This window comes from Serratia surfactantfaciens (genome assembly GCF_001642805.2).
GTDB lineage: Bacteria > Pseudomonadota > Gammaproteobacteria > Enterobacterales > Enterobacteriaceae > Serratia > Serratia surfactantfaciens.
In genome coordinates this window covers 4,810,378-4,835,743 of sequence record NZ_CP016948.1, presented here as the reverse complement: position 1 = coordinate 4,835,743, position 25,366 = coordinate 4,810,378, and the positions used below count along the sequence as shown (strand labels likewise).

Sequence of the window (25,366 nt, the reverse complement as noted above, 5' to 3'; positions counted from 1 at the left end):
TGGCGCTAGGCCTGCGGAATGGTCAGCGTCCGATCCAGCGGCGCGACGTCCGACTTCAGATTATTGACCCGTTTCAGATCGCCGACGCTGACGCCGTAACGAGAAGCGATGGAGGAGAGCGTATCCCCACGGGCCACTTTATGTTTGGACGGCTTCTTCGCCGGCGTTTTCGCCTTGGCGACCGTAGTGATGGCGGCGTTTTTCCCCGCCGGCACCTTCAGGCGTTGCCCGACCCATACGCCGTCTTTCTTCAGTTTGTTCAGATCCCGCAGCGCCGCCATGGTCGTACCGTAGCTGTCGGCGATGCCGGACAGCGTCTCCGCCCGCTTCACCACGTGGATCTGGGTTTTGCCGCTTTGGCTGCGGCTCGCGCCGGCCGAGCTGACGATAGGCTCCGGCTGGCGCACGTCTGGTGTTGAGGTGTTAACCGCCGCTGCGACGTCCAGCGGTCGGTTTTCCACCTTTGGGTCGGCTTGCAGCGGATGCGCCAGGAAGTAGCTGCGCAGACCGTTATGGATGGCCTTGGCAATCTTCTCCTGATACGCGCTGCTGCCCAGCAGCCGCTCCTCCGTGCTATTACTGATAAATCCGGTTTCCACCAGCAGCGATGGGATATCCGGCGAACGCAGCACGCCCAGGCTGGCGTGTTCCGGCCGGCGTTTATGCAGCGATCCGACGCTCTGCAGCTGCTGCAGCACTTTCACCGCCACATCGTACCCCACGCGCTGCGAGTGGCCGAACTGCAGGTCCAGCACCGCCTGGCTCAGATAAGGGTCGGCCTGGCTGTTGGCCAGCAGATCGCCGGCGCCGCCGAGCAGCTCGGACTGCTTCTCATGCTGTTCGAGCCAGCCGGCCATTTCGCTGTTGGCGCGGCGGTTGGACAGCACCCAAACAGAAGCGCCGCTGGCGCTGCGGTTCGGCGCGGCGTCGGCGTGGATGGAAACCAGCACGTTGGCGCCCTGCTTACGCGCGACGTCGGAACGCCCCATCACCGAAATGAAATAGTCGCCGTTACGCGTCAACACCGGCTTGAACTGCGGATCGGCGTCCAGCATCGCCTGCAGACGGCGCGCGATGGCGATGGTGACATTCTTCTCTTTCAGGCCGGTCGGGCCGATGGCACCCGGATCCTGACCGCCGTGGCCGGCGTCGATCGCCACCACCACCCGATCGCCGGAACCGGCGGAAACGCGGCTGCTGCGCGGCGTCACCTCGGTGGCGGTGCCTGCGACCACGCTCTGTTTATTGGTAAAGGGGTTTGAACCCGGCGGCGCTTTGCGCAGCGGCGGCTCCGGCGCTTCACGCACCGCGACCGGCGCCTGACGCGGCGGTTGGCTGACCGCCACCGGCGCAGGCGTTTGCACCGGCGCTTTACGCGCCACGGCATTGGCGCCGCCTTCGGCCGTAATGGTGAAGACCACGGTGTGTACGCTGCCGTTCTGACGGGTGGAAACTCGGGTTTTGGCGCGCTGGGTCAGATCAAACACCAGGCGCACGCTCTGGGCGTCTTTCGGCGCGCTGGAGCGAATGCTTTTCACTAGGTTTTGGCCGCTGAAATTGAGCGGCAGGCCGCCGACCTTGCCTTTCTGGTTGACGTCCAACACCACGCGATCCGGGCCGTGCAGCGGGAAAAACGCGTAGTCCGGCGGGCCATTGAAACTCACCGACACCGTCGCTTCGCGCTGGGCGTTAGAGACTTTGATATCGGACAGCGAAGACGCCGCCAGCGCGTTCAGCGCGCCGAGCGGCCCCAGCACGGCGATCAACATGACGATCGCAAATTTTTTCAACGCATGCGTCATTGCAGCATCATCCCTGTGATCCATGGATACGGTCTAACAATTGGCCGCCGTAAGCGGAAATCGCCTCGATCTGCGCCTCTCGTCCTTCGCCCTGATAGCGCAGATGTAACGCCAGATCCGGCTCCGGCAGCACGCCGGTGCCCTGCTGCGGCCATTCGACCAGGCAGATGGCGTCTTGCGCGAAGTAATCGCGAATGCCCATAAACTCAAGCTCTTCCGGATCGGCCAGGCGATACAGATCGAAGTGATACACCGCCAGCGGCTGCAGGGCATAAGGCTCCACCAGCGTGTAGGTCGGGCTTTTGACGTTGCCCCGATGCCCCAACGCCTGCAGGAAGCCACGGCTGAAGGTGGTTTTACCGGCGCCCAGGTCGCCGTACAGATAGATGACGCTGGCGCGATCGCAAGCCTTGGCCAAAGTGGTGCCCAAAGCGACAGTCGCTGCCTCGTCCGGCAGAGGTAAAACGAGTTCTTTCATTCGATAAAGTCTATTTTGCCCACTCAGGGTTAACGAAATGAAGGATGTCCGGCAGTAAATCGGTCGCCAACATGCCTCTTGTACCTTGTCTTTCCGCTACGCGATCGCCGGCCGCGCCGTGTACGACGCAGCCCGCACAGGCAGCATCATACAGCGAGAGCTTTTGCGCCAGCAAACCGCCGATGATGCCCGACAGCACATCGCCCATGCCGCCCGAGGCCATGCCGGCGTTGCCGACGTCGGCGATCGCCATCTGCCCCCGCTCATCGGCGATCAGCGTTCCGGCGCCTTTCAGCACCGCCACGCCGCCATAACGCGCCGTCAGGTTACGCACGGCAAGTAAGCGATCACTCTCGATGTCGGCGGTGCTGCAGCTCAACAGCCGCGCCGCCTCCCCGGGATGCGGAGTCATCACGCGATTCTGCCGTTTCTCGGGATTTAATGCCAGCAAGTTCAGCGCATCGGCGTCCCACAAAGCCGGTTTATCGCTGGTTTGCAGCACGTTCAACGCGTTTTTGCCCCACTCAGTCTGGCCCAACCCCGGGCCAATCACCAGCACATCCGCCCACTGCATCGCCTGCCGCAGCGTCGCTTCGTCCAACGCCTGTGCCATCAACTCCGGTCGGGCCGCCAACAGCGGCGCAACGTGTTCAATGTGAGTGAGCACTCGCACCAATCCCGCCCCGCTGCGCAGCGCCGCTTCCGCCGCCATGCGAATGGCGCCGCCGAATCCGCGGTCGCCGCCCACCAACAGCAGACGGCCATGTTCGCCCTTGTGGGCGCAGGGACGGCGCGGATGCAGCCAGCGCGGCAGCACTTCGGCGGTAAGCCGCTGAATCTGCTCCGGTTGCTTTGCCAACCAACCCGATAAGCCTAGCGTATTCGGATGAAGTTGCCCGACCCAATCGCGCGCCTGGCCGGTCAGCAACCCCGGCTTAAGACCGATAAACGTGACGGTGTGTGCGGCACGCACCACCGCCCCCGGCGCCGCACCGCTTTCTGCCAGCAGGCCGGACGGGATATCGAGCGCCACCACCGGCGCCGAATGGCGGTTGGCGGCTTCGATCAGCGCATCGTAAGGCGCACGCGGCGCACTGCCTAAACCGGTGCCTAACAGAGCGTCGATGATCAGATCGACTCGTTCAGGCCAGCGGCTGTGCGCCGGCAGAATATCGCCGCCGGCGGCCAGCCAGGCCAGGCGGGCTTCAGCGGCCTCCGGCGGCAACGGCCGTGCGCCTTCACAGGCGATCACCGTCACCTGCACGCCCGCCGCCTTCGCCAGGCGCGCCGTCACATAGCCATCGCCGCCGTTGTTGCCGTGGCCGCAGAGCACCAGCCAGTGGTCGCGTGAGGGGTAAGCGTTGCGCGCCAGCGCGTAGGCCGCCTGACCGGCGCGCTGCATCAAATCGTAAAGAGAAATACCGAGCGAGGCCGCCGCCGCAGGTTCCGAACGCCGGATCCAATCCGCAGGCCAGACAGAGTGTGGTAAACTGTCAACGTATGCTTTTTCACTGTGGCCCGTCATGACGCACCCCCTCGATCTCCATCAACTCGCCCAACATATCAAGCAATGGGGGCAATCGCTAGGATTCCAGCAGGTTGGCATCTGCGATACCGATCTGAGCCTTGAAGAGCCGAAGCTGCAGGCCTGGCTCGACAAACAGTACCACGGCGAGATGGAATGGATGGCGCGCCACGGCATGTTGCGCGCACGCCCTCACGAGCTGTTGCCGGGCACGCTGCGGGTGATCAGCGTGCGCATGAACTACCTGCCGGCCAAGGCAGCGTTCGCCAGCACCTTGCAAAACCCGCAGTTGGGTTACGTCAGCCGCTACGCGCTGGGGCGCGATTATCACAAGCTGTTGCGCCAGCGCCTGAAAAAGCTGGGCGATCAAATCCAGGAATACTGCGGCGAGCTGAATTTCCGTCCCTTTGTCGATTCGGCGCCGGTGATGGAGCGTGCGCTGGCCGCCAAAGCGGGTATTGGCTGGGTTGGTAAACACTCACTAATTCTCAACCGCGAAGCCGGATCCTGGTTTTTCCTCGGTGAACTGCTGATCGATCTGCCGCTGCCGGTGGATCAGCCGCAGGAAGAGCAGTGCGGCCGCTGCGTCGCCTGCATCACCACCTGCCCGACCGGTGCCATCGTCGCGCCCTATACCGTCGACGCCCGGCGCTGCATCTCCTACCTGACCATCGAGCTGGAAGGCGCGATCCCGGAAGAGTTCCGCCCGCTGCTCGGCAACCGCATCTACGGCTGCGACGATTGCCAGCTGATCTGCCCGTGGAACCGCTTTTCGCAACTCACCGATGAAGACGACTTCAGCCCGCGCGCCGCGCTGCATACGCCGCAGCTGATCGATCTGTTCAATTGGACGGAAGAAAAATTCCTGCGCATCACCGAAGGCTCGGCGATACGCCGCATCGGCCACCTGCGCTGGCTGCGCAATATCGCGGTGGCGCTGGGCAACGCGCCTTATGAGGACAGCATCGTACTCGCACTGCGCGCGCGTTTGGAGCAGGACGCCATGCTGGACGAACATATCCACTGGGCGCTGGCGCAACAGCTCGCCCGCCGCGAAGCGCAGGGCATTGAGGTGCAGACGGCGCAGAAAAAACGGTTGATACGGGCTGTGGAAAAAGGCCTGCCGCGCGACGCCTGAGGGCGTACATAGCACAGTCATGCCGCCCGAGCGACTCACTCTGTGGATTTGTGTATAAAAATAAAAACACGTTGTCTTTCAACTGCAACAAAAAGAGCAAGTGATCGGCATAACGTTTCGGCATAAATAAATAAGCTTATAAATCAAAGCAATAAATATTTAATTTGTATGACGTTGATTTTTCAGGCAGGCGGGTTTATGTACAGAGGCTGTGGATAACTCTGTTCACAACGTTTTTACCGGGTGTGTAAAACGGGACAAAAATCCGCGCCCGACAAGGCGTTGGATTTGAGTTTGAAACGAAGAGAAAATTGGAGCGGGAAACGAGACTCGAACTCGCGACCCCGACCTTGGCAAGGTCGTGCTCTACCAACTGAGCTATTCCCGCATTGAGATGCTTTTGGCATCCGGTCACCAAACACTGGCGTGACCTTTGAATTTTTGGAGCGGGAAACGAGGCTCGAACTCGCGACCTCAACCTTGGCAAGGTTGCGCTCTACCAACTGAGCTATTCCCGCGTCGCATAGGTACTGCTTGATACTGCTTTATTTATTCATCATGCCGCATCGCGACATTGTTGAATTTGGAGCGGGAAACGAGACTCGAACTCGCGACCCCGACCTTGGCAAGGTCGTGCTCTACCAACTGAGCTATTCCCGCCCGGCGTATCGATGGTGGAACGTTACGAAATTCTTCATCGGTACGGGGTGCGCATTATACGAGAAATCCTTTTTGTCGCAAGCCCCTGAAAGCAAAAAAACGCGATTTTTGTTTAATTGCCGATTAAAGCGCCAGATTGGCGAATTAATCGGCTAAAAACGGCGTTTTCTCTCCACAGGGGCTGCTATCGCCTTAAAGCTGAATGAAATGTTCGCGGTAATAAGCCAGTTCGGCCACCGATTCGCGGATGTCATCCAGCGCTTGATGGGTGCCCTGCTTCTTAAAGCCGCCGAGAATTTCCGGCCTCCAGCGGCGCGCCAGCTCTTTCAGCGTGCTGACATCCAGATAGCGGTAATGGAAGTAGGCCTCCAGTTCCGGCATATAGCGGAACAGGAAACGGCGATCCTGGCCTACGCTGTTGCCGCAGATCGGCGATTTGCCGGCCGGCACCCATTGCTGCAGGAAGGCGATGGTTTCCAGCTCGGCAGCGCGATCGTCCTGGCGGCTGGCTTTCACTCGCTCCACCAATCCGCTGCCGGTATGGGTGCGCACGTTCCACTCGTCCATCAGGGCCAGCTGCTCATCGGTTTGATGCACGGCGATCACCGGCCCTTCCGCCAGGATGTTCAGGTTGGCGTCGGTGACCAGCGTGGCGATTTCGATAATGCGGTCACGCTCGGGATCCAGCCCGGTCATCTCCAAATCGATCCAAATCAGGTTATTTTCGTTTCCTGTCATGATGTTTCCTGCCTAAAAGCCGAGAGAAAAACGCTGCGCGGACGAGACGGCGGGCGCCGCCGGTGGCGACGCGCCGCAGCCGGCGGCTAACAACGGTTATTTAATATAAAATAGCGTGTATCATAGTCTTTTTGGTCGCCCTGGGCGACATATACCCTGACGGGTTCAAGGCTGCGCCCGGGGAAAGTCCCCCGCCGCAGCTGTGCGTATACGTAAAGGTATAAAACCGATTCAAGTGAGGCGCAGTGAGTAAGAACAAACTGTCCAAAGGCCAGCAACGCCGCGTGCAGGCGAACCATCAGCGCCGTCTGAAGCGCGCTGACAACAAACCGGAACCTGATGATTCCCAACTGGGCGAGCCGCAGGAAGGCGTCGTCATCAGCCGTTTCGGCATGCACGCCGACGTTGAGGCGCCGGATGGCACTCAGCACCGCTGCAACATCCGCCGCACGCTGCGTTCGCTGGTGACCGGCGATCGCGTGGTGTGGCGCCCCGGCCTGGGCGCCCATGAAGGGGTAAAAGGCATTGTGGAAGCGGTGCACGAACGCACCTCGGTGCTGACGCGCCCGGATTTCTACGACGGCGTGAAGCCGATCGCCGCCAATATCAATCAGATCGTCATCGTGTCGGCGATCCTGCCCGAGCTGTCGCTGAACATCATCGACCGTTATCTGGTGGCCTGCGAAACGCTCGAAGTCGAGCCGCTGATCGTGCTCAACAAGATTGACCTGCTGGACGCCGAAGCGCGCAAGCTGGTCGACGGCATGATGGATATCTATCGCAAGATTGGCTACCGGGTGCTGGAAGTCTCCAGCCAGACGCGGGAAGGCATGGCGGAATTCGAACAGGCGCTGGCCGGGCGCATCAGCATCTTCGCCGGTCAGTCCGGGGTCGGCAAGTCCAGCCTGCTGAACGCGCTGCTGCCGCCGTCCGAAGAGCAAATTCTGGTAAATCAGGTTTCCGACGTATCGGGCCTCGGGCAACATACCACCACCGCCGCGCGGCTGTACCATTTCCAGCACGGCGGCGATGTGATCGACTCCCCAGGGGTGCGCGAGTTTGGCCTGTGGCACCTGGAGCCGGAACAAATCACCCGCGGCTTTGTCGAATTCCGTGATTATTTAGGCGGTTGCAAATTCCGCGACTGCCGCCACGATACCGATCCCGGCTGCGCCATTCGCGAGGCGATGGAGAAAGGCGATATCGCGGAAGAGCGTTTCGACAACTATCACCGCATTCTGGAAAGCATGGCGCAGGTGAAGGTTCGCAAGAACTTCACGGACGCCGCAGACTGACACTAACGGGCGGGATTGACGACGGCGGAGCCCTCGTTACAATGCGCGCCCTTTACCCTGATTCACGAGGTTAACGTGCTGGATAGCATCAAGATTAAATTGCAATATTGGCTGCCTAAGCTGGCGCTGACCCGCCTGGCGGGCTGGGGCGCGGACAAACAGGCTGGCTGGCTGACCCAACTGGTGGTCAAGACCTTCGCCCGCTACTACCGCGTGGAGATGCAGGAAGCGCAAAATCCGGACCTGGCGTCTTACGCCACTTTCAACGACTTCTTCGTGCGCCCGCTGCGCGACGGCGCGCGCCCTATCATCGCCGACGCCAACTGGCTGGCGCTGCCCGCCGACGGCGCCATCAGCCAGCTCGGTCCGATCCGCGACGATCAAATCTTCCAGGCTAAAGGCCACCATTACAGTCTGGAAGCGCTGCTGGCCGGCAACTATCTGCTGGCCGAGCCGTTCCGCAACGGCCTGTTCGCCACCACCTATCTGGCACCGCGCGATTACCACCGCGTACACATGCCGTGCGCCGGCGTGCTGCGCGAGATGATCTATGTGCCGGGCGATCTGTTCTCGGTCAACCCGCTCACCGCCGCCAACGTGCCTAACCTGTTCGCGCGCAACGAGCGCGTGATCTGCGTGTTCGACACCGACATCGGGCCGATGGTGCAAATCCTGGTCGGCGCCACCATCGTCGGCAGCATCGAAACCGTCTGGGCCGGCACCGTCACGCCGCCGCGCGAAGGCATCATCAAGCGCTGGACCTACCCGGCCGCCGGTGAAGAAGGTGCCATCGCGCTGGAAAAAGGCGCCGAGATGGGCCGTTTCAAGCTCGGCTCCACGGTGATCAACCTGTTTACCGCAGGCAGCGTACAGTTCGCGCCGCAGCTGCATAACGGCACCGTCACCCGCATGGGTGAGGCCTTCGCCGAAATTCCGGCCGCCGCTGAAACACCACAGACCCCGCTCTAAAGGAATCGACGCCGTGCGCCTGATCATCACGCTTTTGCTCGGTTGCCTGCTGTGGCAACCGGCGCTGGCCGCCCCCGTGCCGACCGAGAACCAGCTCAAACAGGAGCTGAAGCAGGCGGAAAGCAGCAAAAACGCGCCGAATCAGGCGGAGACCACCGAAGCGCTGCAAAGCGCTCTCAACTGGCTGACGGAGCGTAAAGAGTCGCAGACTCGCTCCGAGCAGTATCAGAGGGTGATCGACGATTTCCCGAAGATGACGCAGGAGTTGCGCCGGCAGCTGGTGCTGGAAAGCAACAAGATCCTGCCGAACGGCGACGATCTCCCGGCGGCCGATCTGGAGCAGCAGATCCTGCAAACCAGCAGCCTGCTACTGGAACAGGCACGCCTGCTGCAGCAAGAGCAGGATCGCACCCGGGAAATCAGCGACTCGCTCGGCCAGTTGCCGCAGCAGCAGACCGACGCCCGCCGCGCGCTGACCGAAGTGCAGCGCCGTTTGCAGGCGCAGCCCGCCAACCCGACCACGCCGTACGCGCAGGCCGCCCTGGCCCTGCTGCAGACCGAAGCCGCGGCGCGCAAGGCCAAAGTAGACGAACTGGAGCTGGCGCAGCTGTCGGCCAACAATCGCCAGGAGCTGGCGCGCATGCGCGCCGAAGTCTATAAAAAGCGCCACGAGAAAATAGACGTTCAGCTGCAGGCGCTGCGCAACAACCTCAACGCCCAGCGCCAACGCGAAGCGGAACTGGCGCTGGAAAAAACCGAGCAGTTGGCCGAGCAGAACGGCGATCTGCCGAAGAGCATCAGCCAACAGCTGCAGATCAACCGCGAACTGTCCGCCGCGCTGAACAACCAGGCGCAGCGCATGGATCTGATTTCATCGCAGCAGCGGCAGGCGGCGGCGCAGACACTGCAGGTGCGCCAGGCGCTGAGCACCATCATCGAACAGGCCCAGTGGCTCGGTTCGTCGTCGGCGCTGGGGGAAACCCTGCGCGCCCAGGTGGCGACATTGCCGGAAATGCCCAAACCGCAACAGCTGGACGGCGACATGGCCCAGCTGCGCGTGCAGCGCCTGCAGTTTGAAAGCCAGCTGGAAAAACTGTCGCAGCGCGAGTTCAAACGCGACGACGGCAGCGCACTGACCAACCAGGAGCAGCGCATCGTCGATGCCCAGCTGCGCACCCAGCGCGAGCTGCTGAACTCGCTGTTGTCCGGTTGCGACACCCAAATTCTCGAGCTGACCAAGCTGAAGGTGGCCAACACCCAGCTGATCGAAGCGTTGAACGAAATTCGCGACGCCACCCACCGCTACCTGTTCTGGGTGCCGGACGTCAATCCGATCAACTTCTCTTACCCGCTCAACGTGGCGCACGATCTGACGCGCGTCCTGTCGCTGGATACGCTGTCGCAGCTCGGCGGCGCCTTCATGATGATGGTGACCAGCCGCGAAACGCTGATCCCGATCTTCGGCGCCCTGCTGCTGGTGATTTTCAGCATCAGTTCGCGCAAGCACTATCACGCCTTCCTCGAGCGCGCCAGCAGCCGCGTCGGCAAGGTGACGCAGGATGAATTCTTCCTGACGGTGCGCACCGTGTTCTGGTCGATTCTGGTGGCGATGCCGCTGCCGGTACTGTGGGCCGCACTCGGCTACGGCCTGCAAAGCGCCTGGAACTACCCGGTGGCGGAAGCGATCGGCAAAGGGGTGACCGCCACATTGCCGATCCTGTGGATCTGTATGATCTGCGCCGCCTTCGCCCACCCGCAGGGGCTGTTCATCGTGCACTTCCGCTGGCCGGCGAAGCAGGTCTCGCGCGCCATGCGCTACTACAAAATGTCGATCTGGCTGATCGTGCCGCTGATCATGGCGCTGATCACCTTCGATAGCCTGAAAGAGCGCGAGTTCGCCAATACGCTGGGGCGGCTGTGCTTCATCCTGCTGTGTCTGGCGCTGGCGCTGGTCACCCACAGCCTGAAACGCGCCGGCATCCCGCTGTATCTGGATAAAAACGGCTCCGGCGACAACATGCTCAACAGCGCCTTTTGGGGGCTGCTGCTGTCGGCGCCGCTGCTGGCGGCGCTGGCGTCGACCGTCGGTTACCTCACCACCGCGCAGGCGCTGTTGGCGCGCCTGGAAACCTCGGTGGCGATTTGGTTCCTGCTGCTGGTCATCTACCACATCATTCGCCGTTGGATGTTGATCCAGCGGCGGCGCATCGCGTTCGATCGCGCCAAACAGCGCCGCGCCGACATTCTGGCCCAGCGCGCCCGCGGCGAAGACGAAACTTCGCATACCCCGAACAGTACCGAAGGATCCATCGATCCGGACGATTCAGACTTCGATCTGGACACCATCAGCGCCCAGTCGCTGCGGCTGGTGCGTTCGATCCTGACGCTGATCGCGCTGGTGTCGGTGATCGTGCTGTGGTCGGAGATCCACTCCGCGTTCGCCTTCCTGGAAAACATCTCGCTGTGGGACGTCACCTCGACGGTGAACGGCGTGGAAACCGCCCATCCGATCACCCTCGGCGCGGTTCTGATCGCCATTCTGGTGTTGATCATCACCATGCAGCTGGTGCGCAACCTGCCGGCGCTGCTGGAGCTGGCGGTGCTGCAGCACCTCGATCTGTCGCCAGGCACCGGCTACGCCATCACCACCATCACCAAGTACCTGCTGCTGCTGTTTGGCGCAGTGCTCAGCTTCGCCTGGATCGGCATCGAATGGTCGAAACTGCAATGGGTGGTCACCGCGCTCAGTCTGGGGTTGGGCTTCGGCATGCAGGAGATCTTCTCCAACTTCATCTCCGGCCTGATCATCCTGTTCGAGAAGCCGATCCGCATCGGCGATACCGTGACGATCCGCAACCTGACCGGCACCGTCACCAAGATCAACACCCGCGCCACCACCATCTCGGACTGGGACCGCAAAGAGATCATCGTGCCGAACAAAGCCTTCATCACCGAGCAGTTCGTCAACTGGTCGCTGTCGGATAACCTGACTCGTGTGGTGCTGACCGTACCGGCGCCGGGCGAAGCCAACAGTGAAGAGGTGACCAAGATCCTGATGAACGCCGCCGAGCGCTGCTCGCTGGTGCTGGATAACCCGGCGCCGGAGGTCTACCTGGTCGACCTGCAGCAAGGCATCCAGATCTTCGAGATGCGTATTTACGCCGCCGAGATGGGCCACCGCATGCCGCTGCGCCACGAGATCCACCAGCTGATCCTGGCTGGCTACCGTGAGCACGGCATCACGCTGCCGTACCCACCGTTCCAGGTGCGTACCGAGACGCTGTCGCGGCTGACCAACAACGGCCGTACGCCGCCGTCCACGCCGGCGCCGAATACCAAGCGCGACGCCGGAGGGCTGTAAGGGACTCTCGCGATAAAAAAAGGGCCGGCATTTGCCGACCCTTTTTGCTTTTCTCTCCGCCTGAAACGTCAGGCGATCCCGACCGGGAAGGCCAACACGTCGCTCAGGCTCTCGGCGCCCAACGCCAGCATCACCAGACGATCCACGCCCAGCGCCACGCCGGAACATTCCGGCATGCCGTGCTGCAACGCCGCCAACAGGTTGTAGTCGATCGGCTGCTGCGGCAGGCCGCGCTCCGCGCGTTTGCGATTGTCCTGCTCGAAGCGTTGCTGTTGTTCACGGCCGTCGGTCAGCTCGCGGAAACCGTTCGCCAGCTCAATGCCCTTGAAGTACACCTCGAAACGCTCCGCCACGCGGTGGTCCTCGGTGCTGATCTCCGCCAACGCCGCCTGGCTGGCCGGGAAGTGGTAAACGAACGCCGGCTTTTCACGACCGATATGTGGCTCCACGCCCACGGTGAACAGCAGCTGCAGCAGCGTATCGCGGTCTTCTTCGGTATCGGCGATGTTGCTCAGATCGAGTTTGGCCGCCGCTTCACGCAGCTGCGCCTTCTCCGCCGACAGCGGATCGATGTCCAGATGACGCAGGAACGCCTGCTGATAAGACAGGGTCTCCGCGCTCTCGCAGTCCAGCACCTGTTGCAGCAGATCGTCCACCTCATTCATCAGGCGGTACATGTCGTAGTGCGGACGGTACCACTCCAGCATGGTGAATTCCGGGTTGTGATGCCGCCCGGCTTCTTCATTGCGGAAGCTGCGCCCCATTTGGTAGATCGGGCCGCTGCCCGCCGCCAGCAGGCGCTTCATGTGATATTCCGGGCTGGTCATCATGTATAGCGTCAGGCCCTCTGCCGCCCCCGGCCCGACGAAACGCGTCTCGAACGGGAACAGGTGAACGTCGGTGACCGTTGCCTGGCTCATGGTGGGCGTCTCAACTTCCAGCACGCCACGATCGGCGAAGAAACGCCGGATCTCAGCCAGAATCGCTGCGCGTTTCAACAAATTGGCGATGGGTGCACTAGGCTGCCAGCTTGCCGTTTCGCTCATGGTAATTAACTCCGAAATCAAACAGGGGATGCAGTCTACTCGCATCCTTGCAGCCAAACAAATTCTTCACGATGCGCAACCGGCGATAACGCCAATTTCCGATAAATAGGCGGCAAAAGCGCGCTAAAAAGGGTAAAGCACGCCGAACACGCGAAAAGGCAGGCAAGCCTGTTGGTCGAGCGTTAATCGACAAAACAATCGATCACATCAAATTTCGACTACTTAACTTTAGGTATAGTTAATTCCCCATTATTGGTGGGAGATATCTATCCTTAACCTTTAAGCAACATTAATCGGTTCAATTAGTTAGCACCCGAAGAGTTCGCTAAATTTTAAGCATAGATATTTAACTTGCCGTTCTTAATAAGAACATTGGAGGAATGCAGTGCAAACCTTTAACGCCGATCTTGCCATTATTGGGGCCGGGGGCGCTGGTTTACGTGCAGCAATAGCCGCAGCGGAAGCCAATCCCCAACTGAAAATCGCGCTGATCTCTAAGGTCTACCCGATGCGCAGCCACACGGTCGCCGCCGAGGGGGGCTCCGCCGCCGTCACTCAGGATCACGATACCTTCGACTACCACTTCCACGACACCGTTGCCGGCGGCGACTGGCTGTGCGAGCAGGACGTGGTCGATCACTTCGTGCATCAGTGCCCGCGCGAGATGACCCAGCTCGAACAGTGGGGTTGCCCGTGGAGCCGCAAACCGGACGGTTCGGTCAACGTGCGGCGCTTCGGCGGCATGAAGATCGAACGCACCTGGTTCGCCGCCGACAAGACCGGCTTCCACATGCTGCACACTCTGTTCCAGACTTCGCTGAAATACCCGCAAATCCAACGCTTCGACGAGCACTTCGTGCTGGATATCCTGGTGGATGACGGCCAGGCGCGCGGCCTGGTGGCGCTTAACATGATGGAAGGCACCCGCGTGCAGATCCGCGCCAACGCGGTGGTGATGGCCACCGGCGGCGCCGGGCGCGTCTATCGCTACAACACCAACGGCGGCATCGTCACCGGCGACGGCATGGGCATGGCGTTCCACCACGGCGTACCGCTGCGCGACATGGAGTTCGTGCAGTATCACCCGACCGGCCTGCCCGGTTCCGGCATCCTGATGACCGAGGGCTGCCGCGGCGAAGGCGGCATCCTGGTGAACAAGGACGGCTACCGTTACCTGCAAGACTACGGCATGGGCCCGGAAACCCCGCTGGGCGAGCCGAAGAACAAATACATGGAGCTGGGCCCGCGCGACAAGGTGTCCCAGGCCTTCTGGCACGAATGGCGCGCCGGCCGCACCATCGCCACCCCGCGCGGCGACGTGGTCTACCTCGATCTGCGCCACCTGGGCGAGAAAAAGCTGCTGGAGCGGCTGCCGTTCATCTGCGAACTGGCCAAAGCCTATGTCGGCGTCGATCCGGTGAAAGATCCGATTCCGGTGCGCCCTACCGCGCACTACACCATGGGCGGCATTGAAACCGATCAAAACTGCGAAACCCGCATCAAGGGGCTGTTCGCAGTCGGCGAATGCTCCTCCGTCGGCCTCCACGGCGCCAACCGTCTCGGCTCCAACTCGCTGGCGGAACTGGTGGTGTTCGGCCGCGTCGCCGGTGAACACGCGGCGCGCCGCGCGCTGGAAACCGCACCGGCCAACGGCGCCGCGCTGGATGCGCAAACCCGCGACGTCGAAACCCGCCTGAGCAACCTGATGAAACAGGAAGGCAACGAGAACTGGGCGAAGATCCGCGACGAAATGGGGCTGTCGATGGAAGAAGGCTGCGGTATCTACCGCACGCCGGAGCTGATGCAAAAAACCATCGATAAGCTGGCCGAGCTGAAAGAGCGCTTCAAGCGCGTCAAAATCACCGACAACTCCAGCGTGTTCAACACCGATCTGCTGTACACCATCGAGCTGGGTTACGGCCTGGACGTCGCCGAGTGCATGGCGCACTCCGCGCTTAACCGCAAAGAGTCGCGCGGCGCCCACCAGCGCCTGGACGAAGGCTGCACCGAGCGCGACGACGTCAACTTCCTCAAACATACGCTGGCGTTCCATAACCCGCAGGGCGCGCCGCGTCTCGAATACAGCGACGTGAAAATCACCAAGCTGCCGCCGGCCAAACGCGTCTACGGCGCAGAAGCCGAAGCGCAGGAGAAAAAGAATAAGGAGCAGGCAAATGGCTGAGATGCAAACCCTGAAGATCGACGTCATGCGCTATAACCCGGAAACCGACGCCGAGCCGCATTTCGTCACTTACGCCGTGCCTTACGATGAACAAACCTCGCTGCTCGACGCGCTGGGCTACATCAAGGATAACCTGGCGCCGGATCTCTCCTACCGCTGGTCGTGCCGCATGGCGATCTGCGGCTCCTGCGGCATGATGGTCAACCGCGTGCCGAAGCTGGCGTGCAAAACCTTCCTGCGCGACTATGTCGGCGGCATGAAGGTCGAAGCGTTGGGCAACTTCCCGATCGAGCGCGATCTGGTGGTAGACATGACCCACTTCATCGAAAGCCTGGAGGCAATCAAGCCGTACATCATCGGTAACGATCGCAAACCGGAAGATGGCCCGAACGTGCAGACCCCGGCGCAGATGGCCAAGTACCACCAGTTCTCCGGCTGTATCAACTGCGGCCTGTGCTACGCCGCGTGCCCGCAGTTCGGCCTCAACCCCGAGTTTATCGGCCCGGCGGCGATCACGCTGGCACACCGCTATAACCTGGACAACCGCGACCACGGCAAGAAACAGCGCATGCCGCAGCTCAACGGCCAAAACGGCGTCTGGAGCTGCACCTTCGTCGGCTATTGCTCTGAAGTCTGCCCGAAACACGTCGATCCCGCCGCCGCCATCCAGCAGGGCAAGGTGGAGAGCGCCAAAGACTTCATGATCGCCATGTTGAAGCCGCAATAAGGGAGAAAAATTGCCATGACAACTCAACGTAAGCCCTATGTGCGCACCATGACGCCCACCTGGTGGCAAAAGCTCGGCTTCTACCGTTTCTATATGCTGCGCGAAGGCACCTCGGTGCTTGCGGTGTGGTTCAGCATCGTGCTGCTCTACGGCGTATTTGCGCTGAAGGGCGGCGCCGAGAGCTGGGCCGGCTTCGTCGGTTTCTTGCAGAATCCGCTGGTGCTGTTGATCAACGTCGTCGCCCTGCTGGCGGCGGCGCTGCATACCAAAACCTGGTTCGATCTGGCGCCGAAGGCCGCCAATATCGTGGTCAACAGCGAGAAAATGGGGCCGGGCCCCATCGTGAAAGGGCTGTGGGCCGTCACCATCGTCGTCAGCGTGGTCATTCTGGCCGTGGCCCTGATCTAATCCGGAGGAAACATGATAAATCAAGCACCTAAACGCTCCGACGAGCCGGTTTTCTGGGGATTGTTCGGCGCCGGCGGCATGTGGGGCGCGATCGTCGCGCCGGCCATCGTGCTGCTGGTCGGCATTCTGCTGCCGCTGGGGCTGTTCCCCGGTGAGGCGCTGGGTTACGAGCGCGTGCTGGCGTTCTGCCAGAGCCTAATCGGCCGCCTGTTCCTGCTGCTGATGATCATTCTGCCGCTGTGGTGCGGCCTGCACCGCATCCACCATGCGATGCACGATCTGAAGATCCACGTGCCGGCCGGCAAGTGGGTGTTCTACGGTCTGGCGGCGATCCTCAGCGTAGTCACCGTCATCGGCGTCGTCACGCTGTAAACCGCTCAGGCGGCCAACGCCCGTTGGCCGCCCTTTTCTCATCGGCTACACTGTCTACTCGCCCCCGGTAAACAGGAGCCACCGATGCGTTTATGGTCAAAGCTTAGCGTCATGCTTTCCGCCCTGCTCTCCGTCGCTTGCAGCGTCTCCCCGCCCAAAGACATCAAGGTCGTGAACAATTTCGACAGCCAGCGCTATCTCGGCACCTGGTACGAAATCGCGCGTCTGGATCATCGTTTTGAACGCGGTTTGCAGCAGGTGACCGCCCACTACAGCCCACGCGCCGACGGCGGGCTGAAAGTCATCAATCGCGGCTTCAATCCGCAGAAACAGCAATGGCAAGAAAGCGAAGGCAAAGCCTACTTTATCGGTTCACCGCAGGTCGCGGCGCTGAAAGTGTCGTTCTTCGGCCCCTTCTACGGCGGCTATAACGTGATTGCCCTGGACCCGGACTACCGCTACGCGCTGGTTTGCGGCCCTAACCGCGACTATCTGTGGATCCTGTCGCGCACCCCGACGCTTGACGCCAACGCACGCGACAGCTTATTACAGACGGCCAAGGGCTACGGTTTCGCCACCGATGCGCTGATCTGGGTGCAACAGTCCGCCGATCAGTGACTGCTGAACTTCAGACCGAGGATGCCGACCACAATCAGGCACAGACTGATGATGCGCGCGATATTGGTCGACTCGCCCAACAGCACCATGCCCATGATCGCCGCGCCCACCGCGCCGATGCCGGTCCACACCGCATAAGCGGTGCCGGCGGGCAGCGTTTTCATGGCGTTGGCCAACAGCAACATGCTGACCACCATCGCGGCGATGGTGATGATGCTCGGCGTCAATCGGGTAAAACCGTGGGTATATTTCAGACCGATAGCCCAAACCACTTCGAGCAAACCGGCGACAAGCAGAATAATCCAGGCCATGAGACGGCCTCCCTACCACTGGGGTCGTCCCCGATGAAATGACGCGTAAACGGGTCGTCCCGTTCAGCCAGGTGATGAACGGCGGGCAACCTCGCCCGCACCGCGGCAGCATAGCAACAGCGCAAACAGATAGGCAAGGACAAGTAGTGCGGCGGCCTCCGCTGGCGAAGCGCCGCCGGATGAGAACGGATTATTCCGCGCTGCGCTGAATGGCCTTGCCGCCGGCCTGAATGTCTTCACCCACGCCGCGGGTGGTATTGCAGGCGGTCAGAGAGGCCAAAATCATCAAAGAGAAGATCGCGATAATACTTTTCTTCAGCATAAGAAAGTCCTTATTTGTCGTTGATGAAAAAGTACGGCTTTCTAAGCGTAGTCAAAATTGACGGAAGGCGTGGGATCGCAACCGGCTTTGTAGCGCAAATACATCGATTTAAAGGCGGGTTCAGCTGGCCGTGCGGGAGATGGCGCCGCCGAGATGCTGAACGTCTTCGCCGAAACCGCGAAACGTATTGCAACCGCTAAGGGAGAAAAGGAACAACAGGGAGAGCACGGCCAACAGCGTTTTCTTGAACATGCGGATTTTCTGCCAACGAACGGGGAAGGGATAAAGCAGAGGAACCGCTGGGGTTCCTCTGTTTTGAAACTTACTTAACGCGAGAGACGTATTCGCCAGAGCGAGTGTCAACTTTGATCACTTCGCCGATCTGGACGAACAACGGCACTTTAACCACGGCGCCGGTGCTCAGGGTAGCCGGCTTGCCGCCAGTCCCTGCGGTATCGCCTTTCAGGCCAGGATCGGTCTCGGTGATTTCCGCTTCGATGAAGTTCGGCGGCTGAACGGCGATTGGACGGCCATCCCACAGGGTGATGATGCACTCTGCGTTATCCTGCAGCCATTTGGCCGCGTCGCCGACGGTTTTGCCGTCAACCTGATGCTGTTCGAAAGACTCAGGGTGCATGAAGTGGTAGAACTCACCGTCGCTGTACAGGTAGTTCATGTTGGTGTCCATCACGTCCGCGCCTTCGCAAGAATCGGTAGACTTGAAGGTTTTTTCCACGCGGGTGCCGGTCAGCAGACGGCGCATTTTCACGCGCGCGAACGCCTGGCCTTTGCCCGGCTTAACGAACTCACTGGCTTCGACGGCGTAAGGTTCGCCCTCGAACATGATTTTAAGACCCGGACGGAAATCGTTGCTAGAATAAGTCGCCATGATGGCCCTCTGAATATTTGAACTGGTAGCTTAGCCAAAAAAATGGCACACATTATAACCCAAAGTACGGCGCATAGAGAAGATTGGTTGCATCAACTCGCCGATGTTATTACCGATCCTGATGAATTACTGCAGCTTTTGTCACTGAATACGCACCCGGAACTGCCGCAGGGGCGCGATGCCCGTCGGCTGTTTGCCCTGCGCGTGCCGCGCGCCTTCGCTGCGCGCATGCGCCCCGGGGACGCCAACGACCCGCTGCTGCGCCAGGTGCTGACCGCCAGAGAGGAGTTCATCAACGCCCCAGGGTTCACCACCGATCCGCTGGATGAGCAGCGCAGCGTGGTGCCGGGCCTGCTGCACAAATACCGCAATCGCGCGTTGCTGCTGGTCAAGGGCGGCTGTGCGGTCAACTGCCGTTACTGCTTCCGCCGCCACTTCCCCTATCAGGACAACCAGGGCAATAAGAACAACTGGCGGCAGGCGCTGGATTATATCCGCCAACACCCGGAACTGGACGAGATCATTTTTTCCGGCGGCGATCCGCTGATGGCCAAAGACAGCGAGCTGGAGTGGCTGGTCGGCGAGCTGGAGACCATCCCGCACCTGAAACGTCTGCGCATTCACACCCGTTTGCCGGTGGTGATCCCGGCGCGCATTACGCCGGCGCTGTGCCGCCTGCTGTCGGCCTCGCGCCTGCAGGTGCTGATGGTCACGCACATCAACCACGCCAACGAAATTGACCGCGAGCTGCAGAGCGCCATGGCCCAGCTGCGCCTCGCCGGTGTCACGCTGCTCAATCAAAGCGTGCTGCTGCGCGATGTCAACGATGACGCCGATACGCTGGCGGCGCTCAGCAACGCGCTGTTCGACGCCGGCATCCTGCCCTATTACATCCACGTGCTGGACAAAGTGCAGGGCGCGGCGCACTTCATGGTCAGCGACGATGAAGCGCGCGCCATCATGCAGGCGCTGCTGAGCAAGGTGTCCGGTTATCTGGTGCCGCGCCTGACGCGTGAGGTGGGCGGCGAACCAAGCAAAACGCCGATCGACCTGCGTCTGATGCAGGAGTGAGGCGCGTCAGACACCCCAACGAAAAGAGGAATGCCGTGGCATTCCTCTTTTTTTATCTCTCTGCGGCGATTGGCCTCAGCGCCTTACGGGCACTTGTAAACCTGGCCGACCATTTTGCTGTCCAACGGCGCGAAGCTGGAGAGCAGATTCTGGCTTGGGCTGTTGGCGCCGTAAATGACGTTGCCGCCCATCTCCGCAGCCTTGTTGCGCAGATCGTTGGCCGCACCGCGCATGGAGCTGCCTTCACCGCCGTTGCCGGACAGCCAGTTGCTCTGGGTGCCGGTCACTTCACCCAGCAGCTGGCATTCCGCCGCCGGCTTGCTGTCGGTGAACTTGATCTGCTGACCCGCAGCGGTCAGTTCATGAGTGGTGCTGCAACCCGCCAGCAGCATCGCTGCCGAAAGACCCAGTAAGGCTTTAATCCGCATCTTGTTCCCCATTCGATGTTGAGAATTACGCAAAATCTTATCCCCGTCGCCTTTCAAGCTGTAGCGTTGTTGACTGCACTCGCTCCCCCCAGTTACTTACTCAAGTAAGCGCCTGGGGACTCACGAGCTGGCCGCCTAGCTACAACTTGAAACTCATAGGGTATATCAGAAAGCGATGCCATCTCTTAAGCATCCGTTGCCACGCTAGCGGGCCAACGTCTTGAGCGACAGCTGATAACTAACCAGTCTACCAGCTAAATCGCCCCGGGCGGCAAAAATATCATCAAATACAGTGCGGCGGCGTTATGCCCAACCGGCAGCGGCCGCCGATGCCTGAGCCTCCACTTCGCCCTGACGCGGTCCCTCCTCCGCCAGTTGGAATACCGCCACCGCCTGCGCCAACAGCGCCGCCTGCTCCTCCACGCCGACGGCGGTGGTCGCCACCTCCTCCACCAGCGCGGCGTTCTGCTGGGTCACCTGATCCATCTGGGTCACCGCCACCCCGACCTGCTCAACGCCCTTGCTTTGCTCTTGCGACGCGTACGAGATGTTATCCATCAGCGACATCACCTGATTCACCGAGCCGGCGATGGCATTCATCGTTTCACCCGCCTGTTCAACCAGCCGCACTCCGGCGGCGATATCGCCGGTCACGCCGTCGACCAGGCCACTGATCTCCTTGGCCGAAGTCGCGCAGCGCTGCGCCAGATTGCGCACCTCGCCGGCCACCACCGCAAAACCCCGCCCCTGCTCACCGGCGCGCGCGGCCTCCACGGCGGCGTTCAACGCCAGGATATTGGTCTGGAAGGCGATGCCATCGATCACGCTGGTGATGTCCCCCACCTGACGCGCGCTGTCGTTGATCGCCCGCATTTTGTCGACCGCGCTGGCCATCATCGTTTCGCCGTTGCGGGCAATATCGACGGTCTGGCTGACCATTCCGGCGGCCTGGTTGGCGTTATCGGCGTTTTGCCGCACCATGGCGGTGATCTGTTCCATGCTGGCGGCGGTTTCCGTCAGCGCGCTGGCCTGCTCTTCGGTGCGGCTGGAGAGATCGGCGTTGCCGACGGCGATCTCATGCGTGCCGTGGTTGATCGACTCCACGCCGTCACGCACCTGCTGCACGGTGGCGCTCAGCTCCTGCTGCATCGCCTGCAGGCTGGCGAACAACATGCCAATCTCATCGTTGCTGCGCGCCACGATCTTGCTGCGCAGATCGCCGCGCCCAACCTTTTGCAAGTGTTCAGCAATTTGGCGCAGCGGCAGGATCAGGCGCCGACGGAAGTCGCGCTGTACGGCGACCAGCAGCAGCAGGATCGCCGCCAGGGTACCGCTCAGCAGGCGAGCGAACACTTTCTGAGTCTGTTCCGCCGCCTCCACCGCCAGACGGTGGGCGGCGACCGTCGCCCGCATATAGTCGGCAAACTGGCTGTCCAACCGTTGGCGCACCTGACGCTTCTCGGCCGCCATGGCGTGCAGCCGCTCGATCAATGCCACCTGAGGCGTGTCGGCCAGCAGCGTCAACTCTTGCTTCAGCACCGCCTGCTGCGCCAGGTAAACCTTTTTCATCGCCTCGCCCAGCTCCGGGCGCGATACCGTCAAACCCGGCGTATCCCAGAACAGGTTGAAAGCGACATCGGCGCCGCGCAGCTCGCCGCGCGCCTCATCAATGCCCTGCTGAATATCGGCTCTGCTGGTCTGCGCCATACGCTCGAACGCCATGTTGTCGATCAGCGTCTGCGTTTGCAGCAAAGCACGCCAACTGCGGTTCAGCGCCGCTTCCTCGTCGGAGAAAGTGCTCATCCTGCCGATGCTGTTGCCGTTTTGCTGCATGAAATAGAAGGCGATGGCGCCGGTTCCCATGGGCATCAAGCCCAGCAGCAACAGCATTAACATCAGCCAGGTGGCTATTTTCATATTTTTCAGCATAAGTCGTCTCCGTTGACAGTCACCCCGGCGGGGGAAAATTCCCCGCCCGGTAGGGGCTATATCGGTACGAAACGACAACGGTTTAGGGTAAAAACAAAATAATGCAATAATTCATTCAGTTAACTAATAACACGCTAAACAAACATTCTTTTTATTGATTTTTAAGATAAAAAAAACCCCGGTCACTTGACCGGGGTTCTCAGCACACAAGCGTGTGGGGGATGATTACATCATGCCGCCCATGCCGCCCATGCCGCCCATACCGCCTGCTGCGCCCAGATCCGGTGCGTCAGCCTTCGGCAGGTCGGTGACCATGCATTCGGTGGTGATCATCAGGCCAGCCACGGACGCCGCGTACTGCAGAGCAGAACGGGTGACTTTGGTTGGATCCAGGATGCCCATCGCGATCATGTCGCCGTATTCTTCAGAGTAAGCGTTGTAGCCGTAGCTGCCTTCGCCCGCTTTCACCTGGTTGGCGATAACGGAAGCTTCTTCACCGGCGTTGACCACGATCTGACGCAGAGGGGCTTCCATTGCGCGCAGCGCAACTTTGATACCCACGTTCTGGTCTTCGTTGTCGCCTTTCAGCGCGGCGATTTTGCCTGCAACGCGGATCAGCGCTACGCCGCCGCCTGCAACCACGCCTTCTTCCACTGCGGCGCGGGTCGCGTGCAGGGCGTCTTCAACGCGGGCTTTCTTCTCTTTCATTTCAACTTCAGTGGCTGCGCCAACCTTGATAACGGCAACGCCGCCGGCCAGTTTCGCTACGCGCTCCTGCAGTTTTTCACGATCGTAGTCAGAGGTCGCTTCTTCGATCTGCTGACGGATCTGAGCAACGCGGCCCTGGATGGTCGCTTCGTCGCCCACGCCATCGATGATGATGGTGGTGTCTTTGTTGATGACAACGCGCTTCGCCTGGCCCAGATCTTCCAGGGTGGCTTTTTCCAGCTCCAGACCGATCTCTTCAGAGATAACGGTACCGGCAGTCAGGGTAGCGATGTCCTGCAGCATGGCTTTACGACGGTCGCCGAAGCCAGGCGCCTTAACGGCGGCGACTTTCACGATGCCGCGCATGGTGTTGACCACCAGGGTCGCCAGCGCTTCGCCTTCAACGTCTTCAGCGATGATCAGCAGCGGTTTGCCTGCTTTGGCAACGGCTTCCAGCACCGGCAGCATTTCGCGGATGTTGGAGATCTTCTTGTCAGCCAGCAGGATGAACGGGCTTTCCAGCTCAACAGAACCGGTTTCCGGCTTGTTGATGAAGTATGGGGACAGGTAACCGCGGTCGAACTGCATACCTTCAACCACGTCCAGCTCGTCTTGCAGGCCGGTGCCTTCTTCAACGGTGATAACGCCTTCTTTGCCCACTTTCTCCATCGCTTCCGCGATCAGTTTACCCACGGTTTCGTCGGAGTTGGCGGAGATGGTGCCTACCTGAGCGATAGCTTTGGAATCGGAGCAAGGTACGGACAGTTTTTTCAGTTCTTCAACCGCAGCGACAACCGCTTTGTCGATGCCGCGCTTCAGATCCATCGGGTTCATGCCTGCAGCAACCGCTTTCAGACCTTCGGTGATGATGGATTGAGCCAGTACGGTTGCAGTGGTGGTGCCGTCGCCCGCCGCGTCGTTCGCTTTGGAGGCCACTTCTTTCACCATCTGAGCGCCCATGTTCTCGAACTTGTCTTCCAGTTCGATTTCACGCGCAACGGAAACGCCATCTTTGGTGATGGTTGGTGCGCCGAAAGATTTATCCAGCACTACGTTGCGGCCTTTCGGGCCCAGGGTCACTTTTACTGCATCAGCGAGAACATTCACGCCGCGGAGCATTTTCACGCGAGCGTCATTGCCGAATTTTACGTCTTTAGCTGCCATTGGTATTTCCCTTCAACTCGTTCAGTTCAGAAGATAAAGCGCAATTACGCTTCAACAATTGCCAGAATGTCGCTTTCGGACATGATCAACACTTCTTCATTGTCGATCTTCTCTGCTTTCACGCCGTAGCCGTCGTTGAAAATCACGATATCGCCAACTTTCACATCCAGCGGTTGGATGTTGCCGCTTTCCAGCACACGCCCTTTACCCACTGCAACCACTTCACCGCGAGTGGATTTACCCGCCGCAGAGCCAGTCAGGACGATGCCGCCAGCAGATTTTGATTCAACTTCTTTGCGCTTGACGATAACGCGGTCATGCAATGGACGAATACTCATTGAACGCTCTCCTGTAAGAAGGTCTCTATCAGATTTAGGGTTGTACACCGGATGGTTGTTATTACCGGCCTCGTGGCATTTGAGATGGGGGCGTTCCAGCCCCCTTCAAGGGGGCTAACGAAAAAAATTTCGCATTTTTGGCCGAACGGAGGCTACAGAGATGAAAAACGCGGCCTGGGCCGCGTTTTGTTAACGATCGTGAGGCTTGCGCTCCTCGTCCGGGCGGTGTTCCAGCACCGGGCGTTCGTCGTCCTTGCGCTGGAATTCGCCGTCGAAGGTGTTGCCGTTGGCGGCGTCGCCGCCCGTCCAACCGCCGGGGCGATACACCGACAGATGCGGCATCAGCTTCAGCGTCAACGATTTTTGCACCGGCGGCAGCAGCAGCAGCAGGCCGAGGAAGTCGGTGAAGAAGCCCGGAATCAGCAGCAGGAAGCCTGCCAACACCAGCGAAACGCTTTTCACCATTTCCGCCGCCGGGCTTTCGCCGGCCGCCAGTTTTTGCTGCATCTGCACGAAGGTTTTCATACCCTGATTGCGCACCAGCGAAATGCCGACGCAGGAACTGAACACCACCAGCAGCAGGGTGACAGCGACGCCGAGCACGGCGGCGACTTTGATAAAGATCGATATTTCTATGTAAGCCAGCAGAAATATCAGCAGTAGCGGTAACCAGCGCACCTGGTTCTCCTATCGGTAGGTAAAGCGCGGCCGCCACGGGGCGACGGCGCGAAAAAAGAGGCCGTAAACGGCCGACACCACTACAATGGGGACATCACCCTTTCATTTCAACCGAGAGCCGGTTTTTATTGCTAAAGTTCACAAACGTGAAAGAAGTCACAGAACCGGAAAAGGGCATATCCTTAAACACCATAAGGTGATCTGGATTC

General features: G+C 60.4%; 24 protein-coding genes and 3 tRNA genes. 10 read left to right on the top strand and 17 right to left on the bottom strand.

The features are described from left to right. Positions 1-5 precede the first annotated feature (5 nt). Genes amiB through nnr form a run of 3 tightly spaced genes read right to left on the bottom strand, consistent with a single transcriptional unit; the run spans position 6 to position 3,805 of the window. Entirely contained in the window at positions 6-1,802 is a 1,797-nt protein-coding gene (amiB, locus tag ATE40_RS22545; RefSeq protein ID WP_063918011.1) for an N-acetylmuramoyl-L-alanine amidase AmiB, read from the bottom strand. A 7-nt stretch (positions 1,803-1,809) separates the two neighbouring features. Next, complete coding sequence (gene tsaE, locus ATE40_RS22540) at positions 1,810-2,280, bottom strand: tRNA (adenosine(37)-N6)-threonylcarbamoyltransferase complex ATPase subunit type 1 TsaE (protein WP_025159581.1); 471 nt, start codon at positions 2,278-2,280, stop codon at positions 1,810-1,812. Positions 2,281-2,290: 10 nt separating this feature from the next. Next, a complete protein-coding gene (nnr, locus tag ATE40_RS22535; protein ID WP_063918010.1) occupies positions 2,291-3,805 on the bottom strand; it encodes a bifunctional ADP-dependent NAD(P)H-hydrate dehydratase/NAD(P)H-hydrate epimerase in 1,515 nt (504 codons plus the stop codon). On the opposite strand from nnr, the gene queG reads away from it, so the two are divergent. After that, positions 3,804-4,943: a tRNA epoxyqueuosine(34) reductase QueG gene (queG, locus tag ATE40_RS22530; RefSeq protein WP_063918009.1), complete on the top strand. Its 1,140-nt coding sequence runs from the start codon at positions 3,804-3,806 to the stop codon at positions 4,941-4,943. The genes nnr and queG overlap by 2 nt on opposite strands. Before the next feature lie 312 nt (positions 4,944-5,255). On the opposite strand, the gene ATE40_RS22525 is transcribed toward queG, so the two are convergent. From ATE40_RS22525 to orn, 4 genes are all read right to left on the bottom strand, one after another. Continuing rightward, positions 5,256-5,331, bottom strand: a tRNA-Gly gene (locus tag ATE40_RS22525). Positions 5,332-5,385: 54 nt separating this feature from the next. Continuing rightward, positions 5,386-5,461, bottom strand: a tRNA-Gly gene (locus tag ATE40_RS22520). 66 nt (positions 5,462-5,527) lie between these two features. Further along, positions 5,528-5,603, bottom strand: a tRNA-Gly gene (locus ATE40_RS22515). 192 nt (positions 5,604-5,795) lie between these two features. After that, positions 5,796-6,341 carry an oligoribonuclease gene (gene orn / locus ATE40_RS22510; protein ID WP_063918008.1) on the bottom strand — a complete coding sequence of 182 codons (546 nt, stop codon included), beginning with the start codon at positions 6,339-6,341 and terminating at the stop codon, positions 5,796-5,798. A gap of 245 nt (positions 6,342-6,586) precedes the next feature. Here orn and rsgA point away from each other — a divergent pair, with 245 nt between their 5' ends. From rsgA to mscM, 3 genes are all read left to right on the top strand, one after another. Next, positions 6,587-7,636: a small ribosomal subunit biogenesis GTPase RsgA gene (gene rsgA, locus ATE40_RS22505; protein WP_063918007.1), complete on the top strand. Its 1,050-nt coding sequence runs from the start codon at positions 6,587-6,589 to the stop codon at positions 7,634-7,636. Between the two features lie 75 nt (positions 7,637-7,711). Then, positions 7,712-8,605, top strand: a complete 894-nt coding sequence (gene asd, locus ATE40_RS22500) for an archaetidylserine decarboxylase (protein ID WP_019453390.1) — start codon at positions 7,712-7,714, stop codon at positions 8,603-8,605. A 13-nt stretch (positions 8,606-8,618) separates the two neighbouring features. Further along, positions 8,619-11,966 (top strand): miniconductance mechanosensitive channel MscM, encoded by a 3,348-nt coding sequence (gene mscM, locus ATE40_RS22495; protein ID WP_019453391.1) that lies wholly within the window; start codon positions 8,619-8,621, stop codon positions 11,964-11,966. Between the two features lie 68 nt (positions 11,967-12,034). Here the strand turns inward: mscM and epmA are convergent, their stop codons facing one another. Continuing rightward, entirely contained in the window at positions 12,035-13,012 is a 978-nt protein-coding gene (epmA, locus tag ATE40_RS22490; RefSeq protein ID WP_004929681.1) for an elongation factor P--(R)-beta-lysine ligase, read from the bottom strand. A 385-nt stretch (positions 13,013-13,397) separates the two neighbouring features. Between epmA and frdA the strand changes: the two genes are divergently transcribed. The 5 genes from frdA to blc all read left to right on the top strand — a co-directional run bounded on the left by frdA (position 13,398) and on the right by blc (position 17,319). After that, entirely contained in the window at positions 13,398-15,194 is a 1,797-nt protein-coding gene (frdA, locus tag ATE40_RS22485) for a fumarate reductase (quinol) flavoprotein subunit (protein ID WP_025159579.1), read from the top strand. Then, positions 15,187-15,921 (top strand): succinate dehydrogenase/fumarate reductase iron-sulfur subunit, encoded by a 735-nt coding sequence (locus tag ATE40_RS22480; protein WP_019453394.1) that lies wholly within the window; start codon positions 15,187-15,189, stop codon positions 15,919-15,921. Before frdA ends, ATE40_RS22480 begins: the two co-directional genes overlap by 8 nt. Positions 15,922-15,936: 15 nt before the next feature. Next, complete coding sequence (gene frdC / locus ATE40_RS22475) at positions 15,937-16,329, top strand: fumarate reductase subunit FrdC (RefSeq protein WP_004929673.1); 393 nt, start codon at positions 15,937-15,939, stop codon at positions 16,327-16,329. A 12-nt stretch (positions 16,330-16,341) separates the two neighbouring features. Beyond that, positions 16,342-16,701 carry a fumarate reductase subunit FrdD gene (gene frdD / locus ATE40_RS22470; protein WP_004929672.1) on the top strand — a complete coding sequence of 120 codons (360 nt, stop codon included), beginning with the start codon at positions 16,342-16,344 and terminating at the stop codon, positions 16,699-16,701. Between the two features lie 84 nt (positions 16,702-16,785). Beyond that, a complete protein-coding gene (blc, locus tag ATE40_RS22465; RefSeq protein ID WP_025159578.1) occupies positions 16,786-17,319 on the top strand; it encodes an outer membrane lipoprotein Blc in 534 nt (177 codons plus the stop codon). Here the strand turns inward: blc and sugE are convergent. From sugE to efp, 4 genes are all read right to left on the bottom strand, one after another. Next, positions 17,313-17,630, bottom strand: coding sequence for a quaternary ammonium compound efflux SMR transporter SugE (gene sugE / locus ATE40_RS22460; protein WP_019453398.1), 318 nt, complete (start codon positions 17,628-17,630; stop codon positions 17,313-17,315). The genes blc and sugE overlap by 7 nt on opposite strands. Positions 17,631-17,820: 190 nt before the next feature. Then, a complete protein-coding gene (locus ATE40_RS22455; RefSeq protein ID WP_019453399.1) occupies positions 17,821-17,952 on the bottom strand; it encodes an entericidin A/B family lipoprotein in 132 nt (43 codons plus the stop codon). Positions 17,953-18,072: 120 nt separating this feature from the next. Further along, positions 18,073-18,204 carry an entericidin A/B family lipoprotein gene (locus ATE40_RS22450; protein WP_019453400.1) on the bottom strand — a complete coding sequence of 44 codons (132 nt, stop codon included), beginning with the start codon at positions 18,202-18,204 and terminating at the stop codon, positions 18,073-18,075. A 70-nt stretch (positions 18,205-18,274) separates the two neighbouring features. Further along, complete coding sequence (efp, locus tag ATE40_RS22445) at positions 18,275-18,841, bottom strand: elongation factor P (RefSeq protein WP_019453401.1); 567 nt, start codon at positions 18,839-18,841, stop codon at positions 18,275-18,277. 42 nt (positions 18,842-18,883) lie between these two features. On the opposite strand from efp, the gene epmB reads away from it, so the two are divergent. Next, the gene (epmB, locus tag ATE40_RS22440; protein ID WP_025159577.1) at positions 18,884-19,912 is read left to right on the top strand and encodes an EF-P beta-lysylation protein EpmB; all 1,029 of its coding nucleotides are present in this window, start codon (positions 18,884-18,886) and stop codon (positions 19,910-19,912) included. An 83-nt stretch (positions 19,913-19,995) separates the two neighbouring features. Here epmB and ATE40_RS22435 read toward each other — a convergent pair whose 3' ends face one another. From ATE40_RS22435 to ATE40_RS22415, 5 genes are all read right to left on the bottom strand, one after another. Then, positions 19,996-20,340: a DUF4156 domain-containing protein gene (locus ATE40_RS22435; protein ID WP_025159576.1), complete on the bottom strand. Its 345-nt coding sequence runs from the start codon at positions 20,338-20,340 to the stop codon at positions 19,996-19,998. A 303-nt stretch (positions 20,341-20,643) separates the two neighbouring features. Further along, the gene (locus tag ATE40_RS22430) at positions 20,644-22,269 is read right to left on the bottom strand and encodes a methyl-accepting chemotaxis protein (RefSeq protein ID WP_063918006.1); all 1,626 of its coding nucleotides are present in this window, start codon (positions 22,267-22,269) and stop codon (positions 20,644-20,646) included. Between the two features lie 225 nt (positions 22,270-22,494). After that, complete coding sequence (gene groL, locus ATE40_RS22425) at positions 22,495-24,141, bottom strand: chaperonin GroEL (protein ID WP_004929662.1); 1,647 nt, start codon at positions 24,139-24,141, stop codon at positions 22,495-22,497. A gap of 44 nt (positions 24,142-24,185) precedes the next feature. Then, the gene (locus ATE40_RS22420; RefSeq protein ID WP_004952634.1) at positions 24,186-24,479 is read right to left on the bottom strand and encodes a co-chaperone GroES; all 294 of its coding nucleotides are present in this window, start codon (positions 24,477-24,479) and stop codon (positions 24,186-24,188) included. 189 nt (positions 24,480-24,668) lie between these two features. Further along, positions 24,669-25,157 (bottom strand): FxsA family protein, encoded by a 489-nt coding sequence (locus ATE40_RS22415; RefSeq protein WP_019453406.1) that lies wholly within the window; start codon positions 25,155-25,157, stop codon positions 24,669-24,671. Positions 25,158-25,366 lie beyond the last annotated feature (209 nt).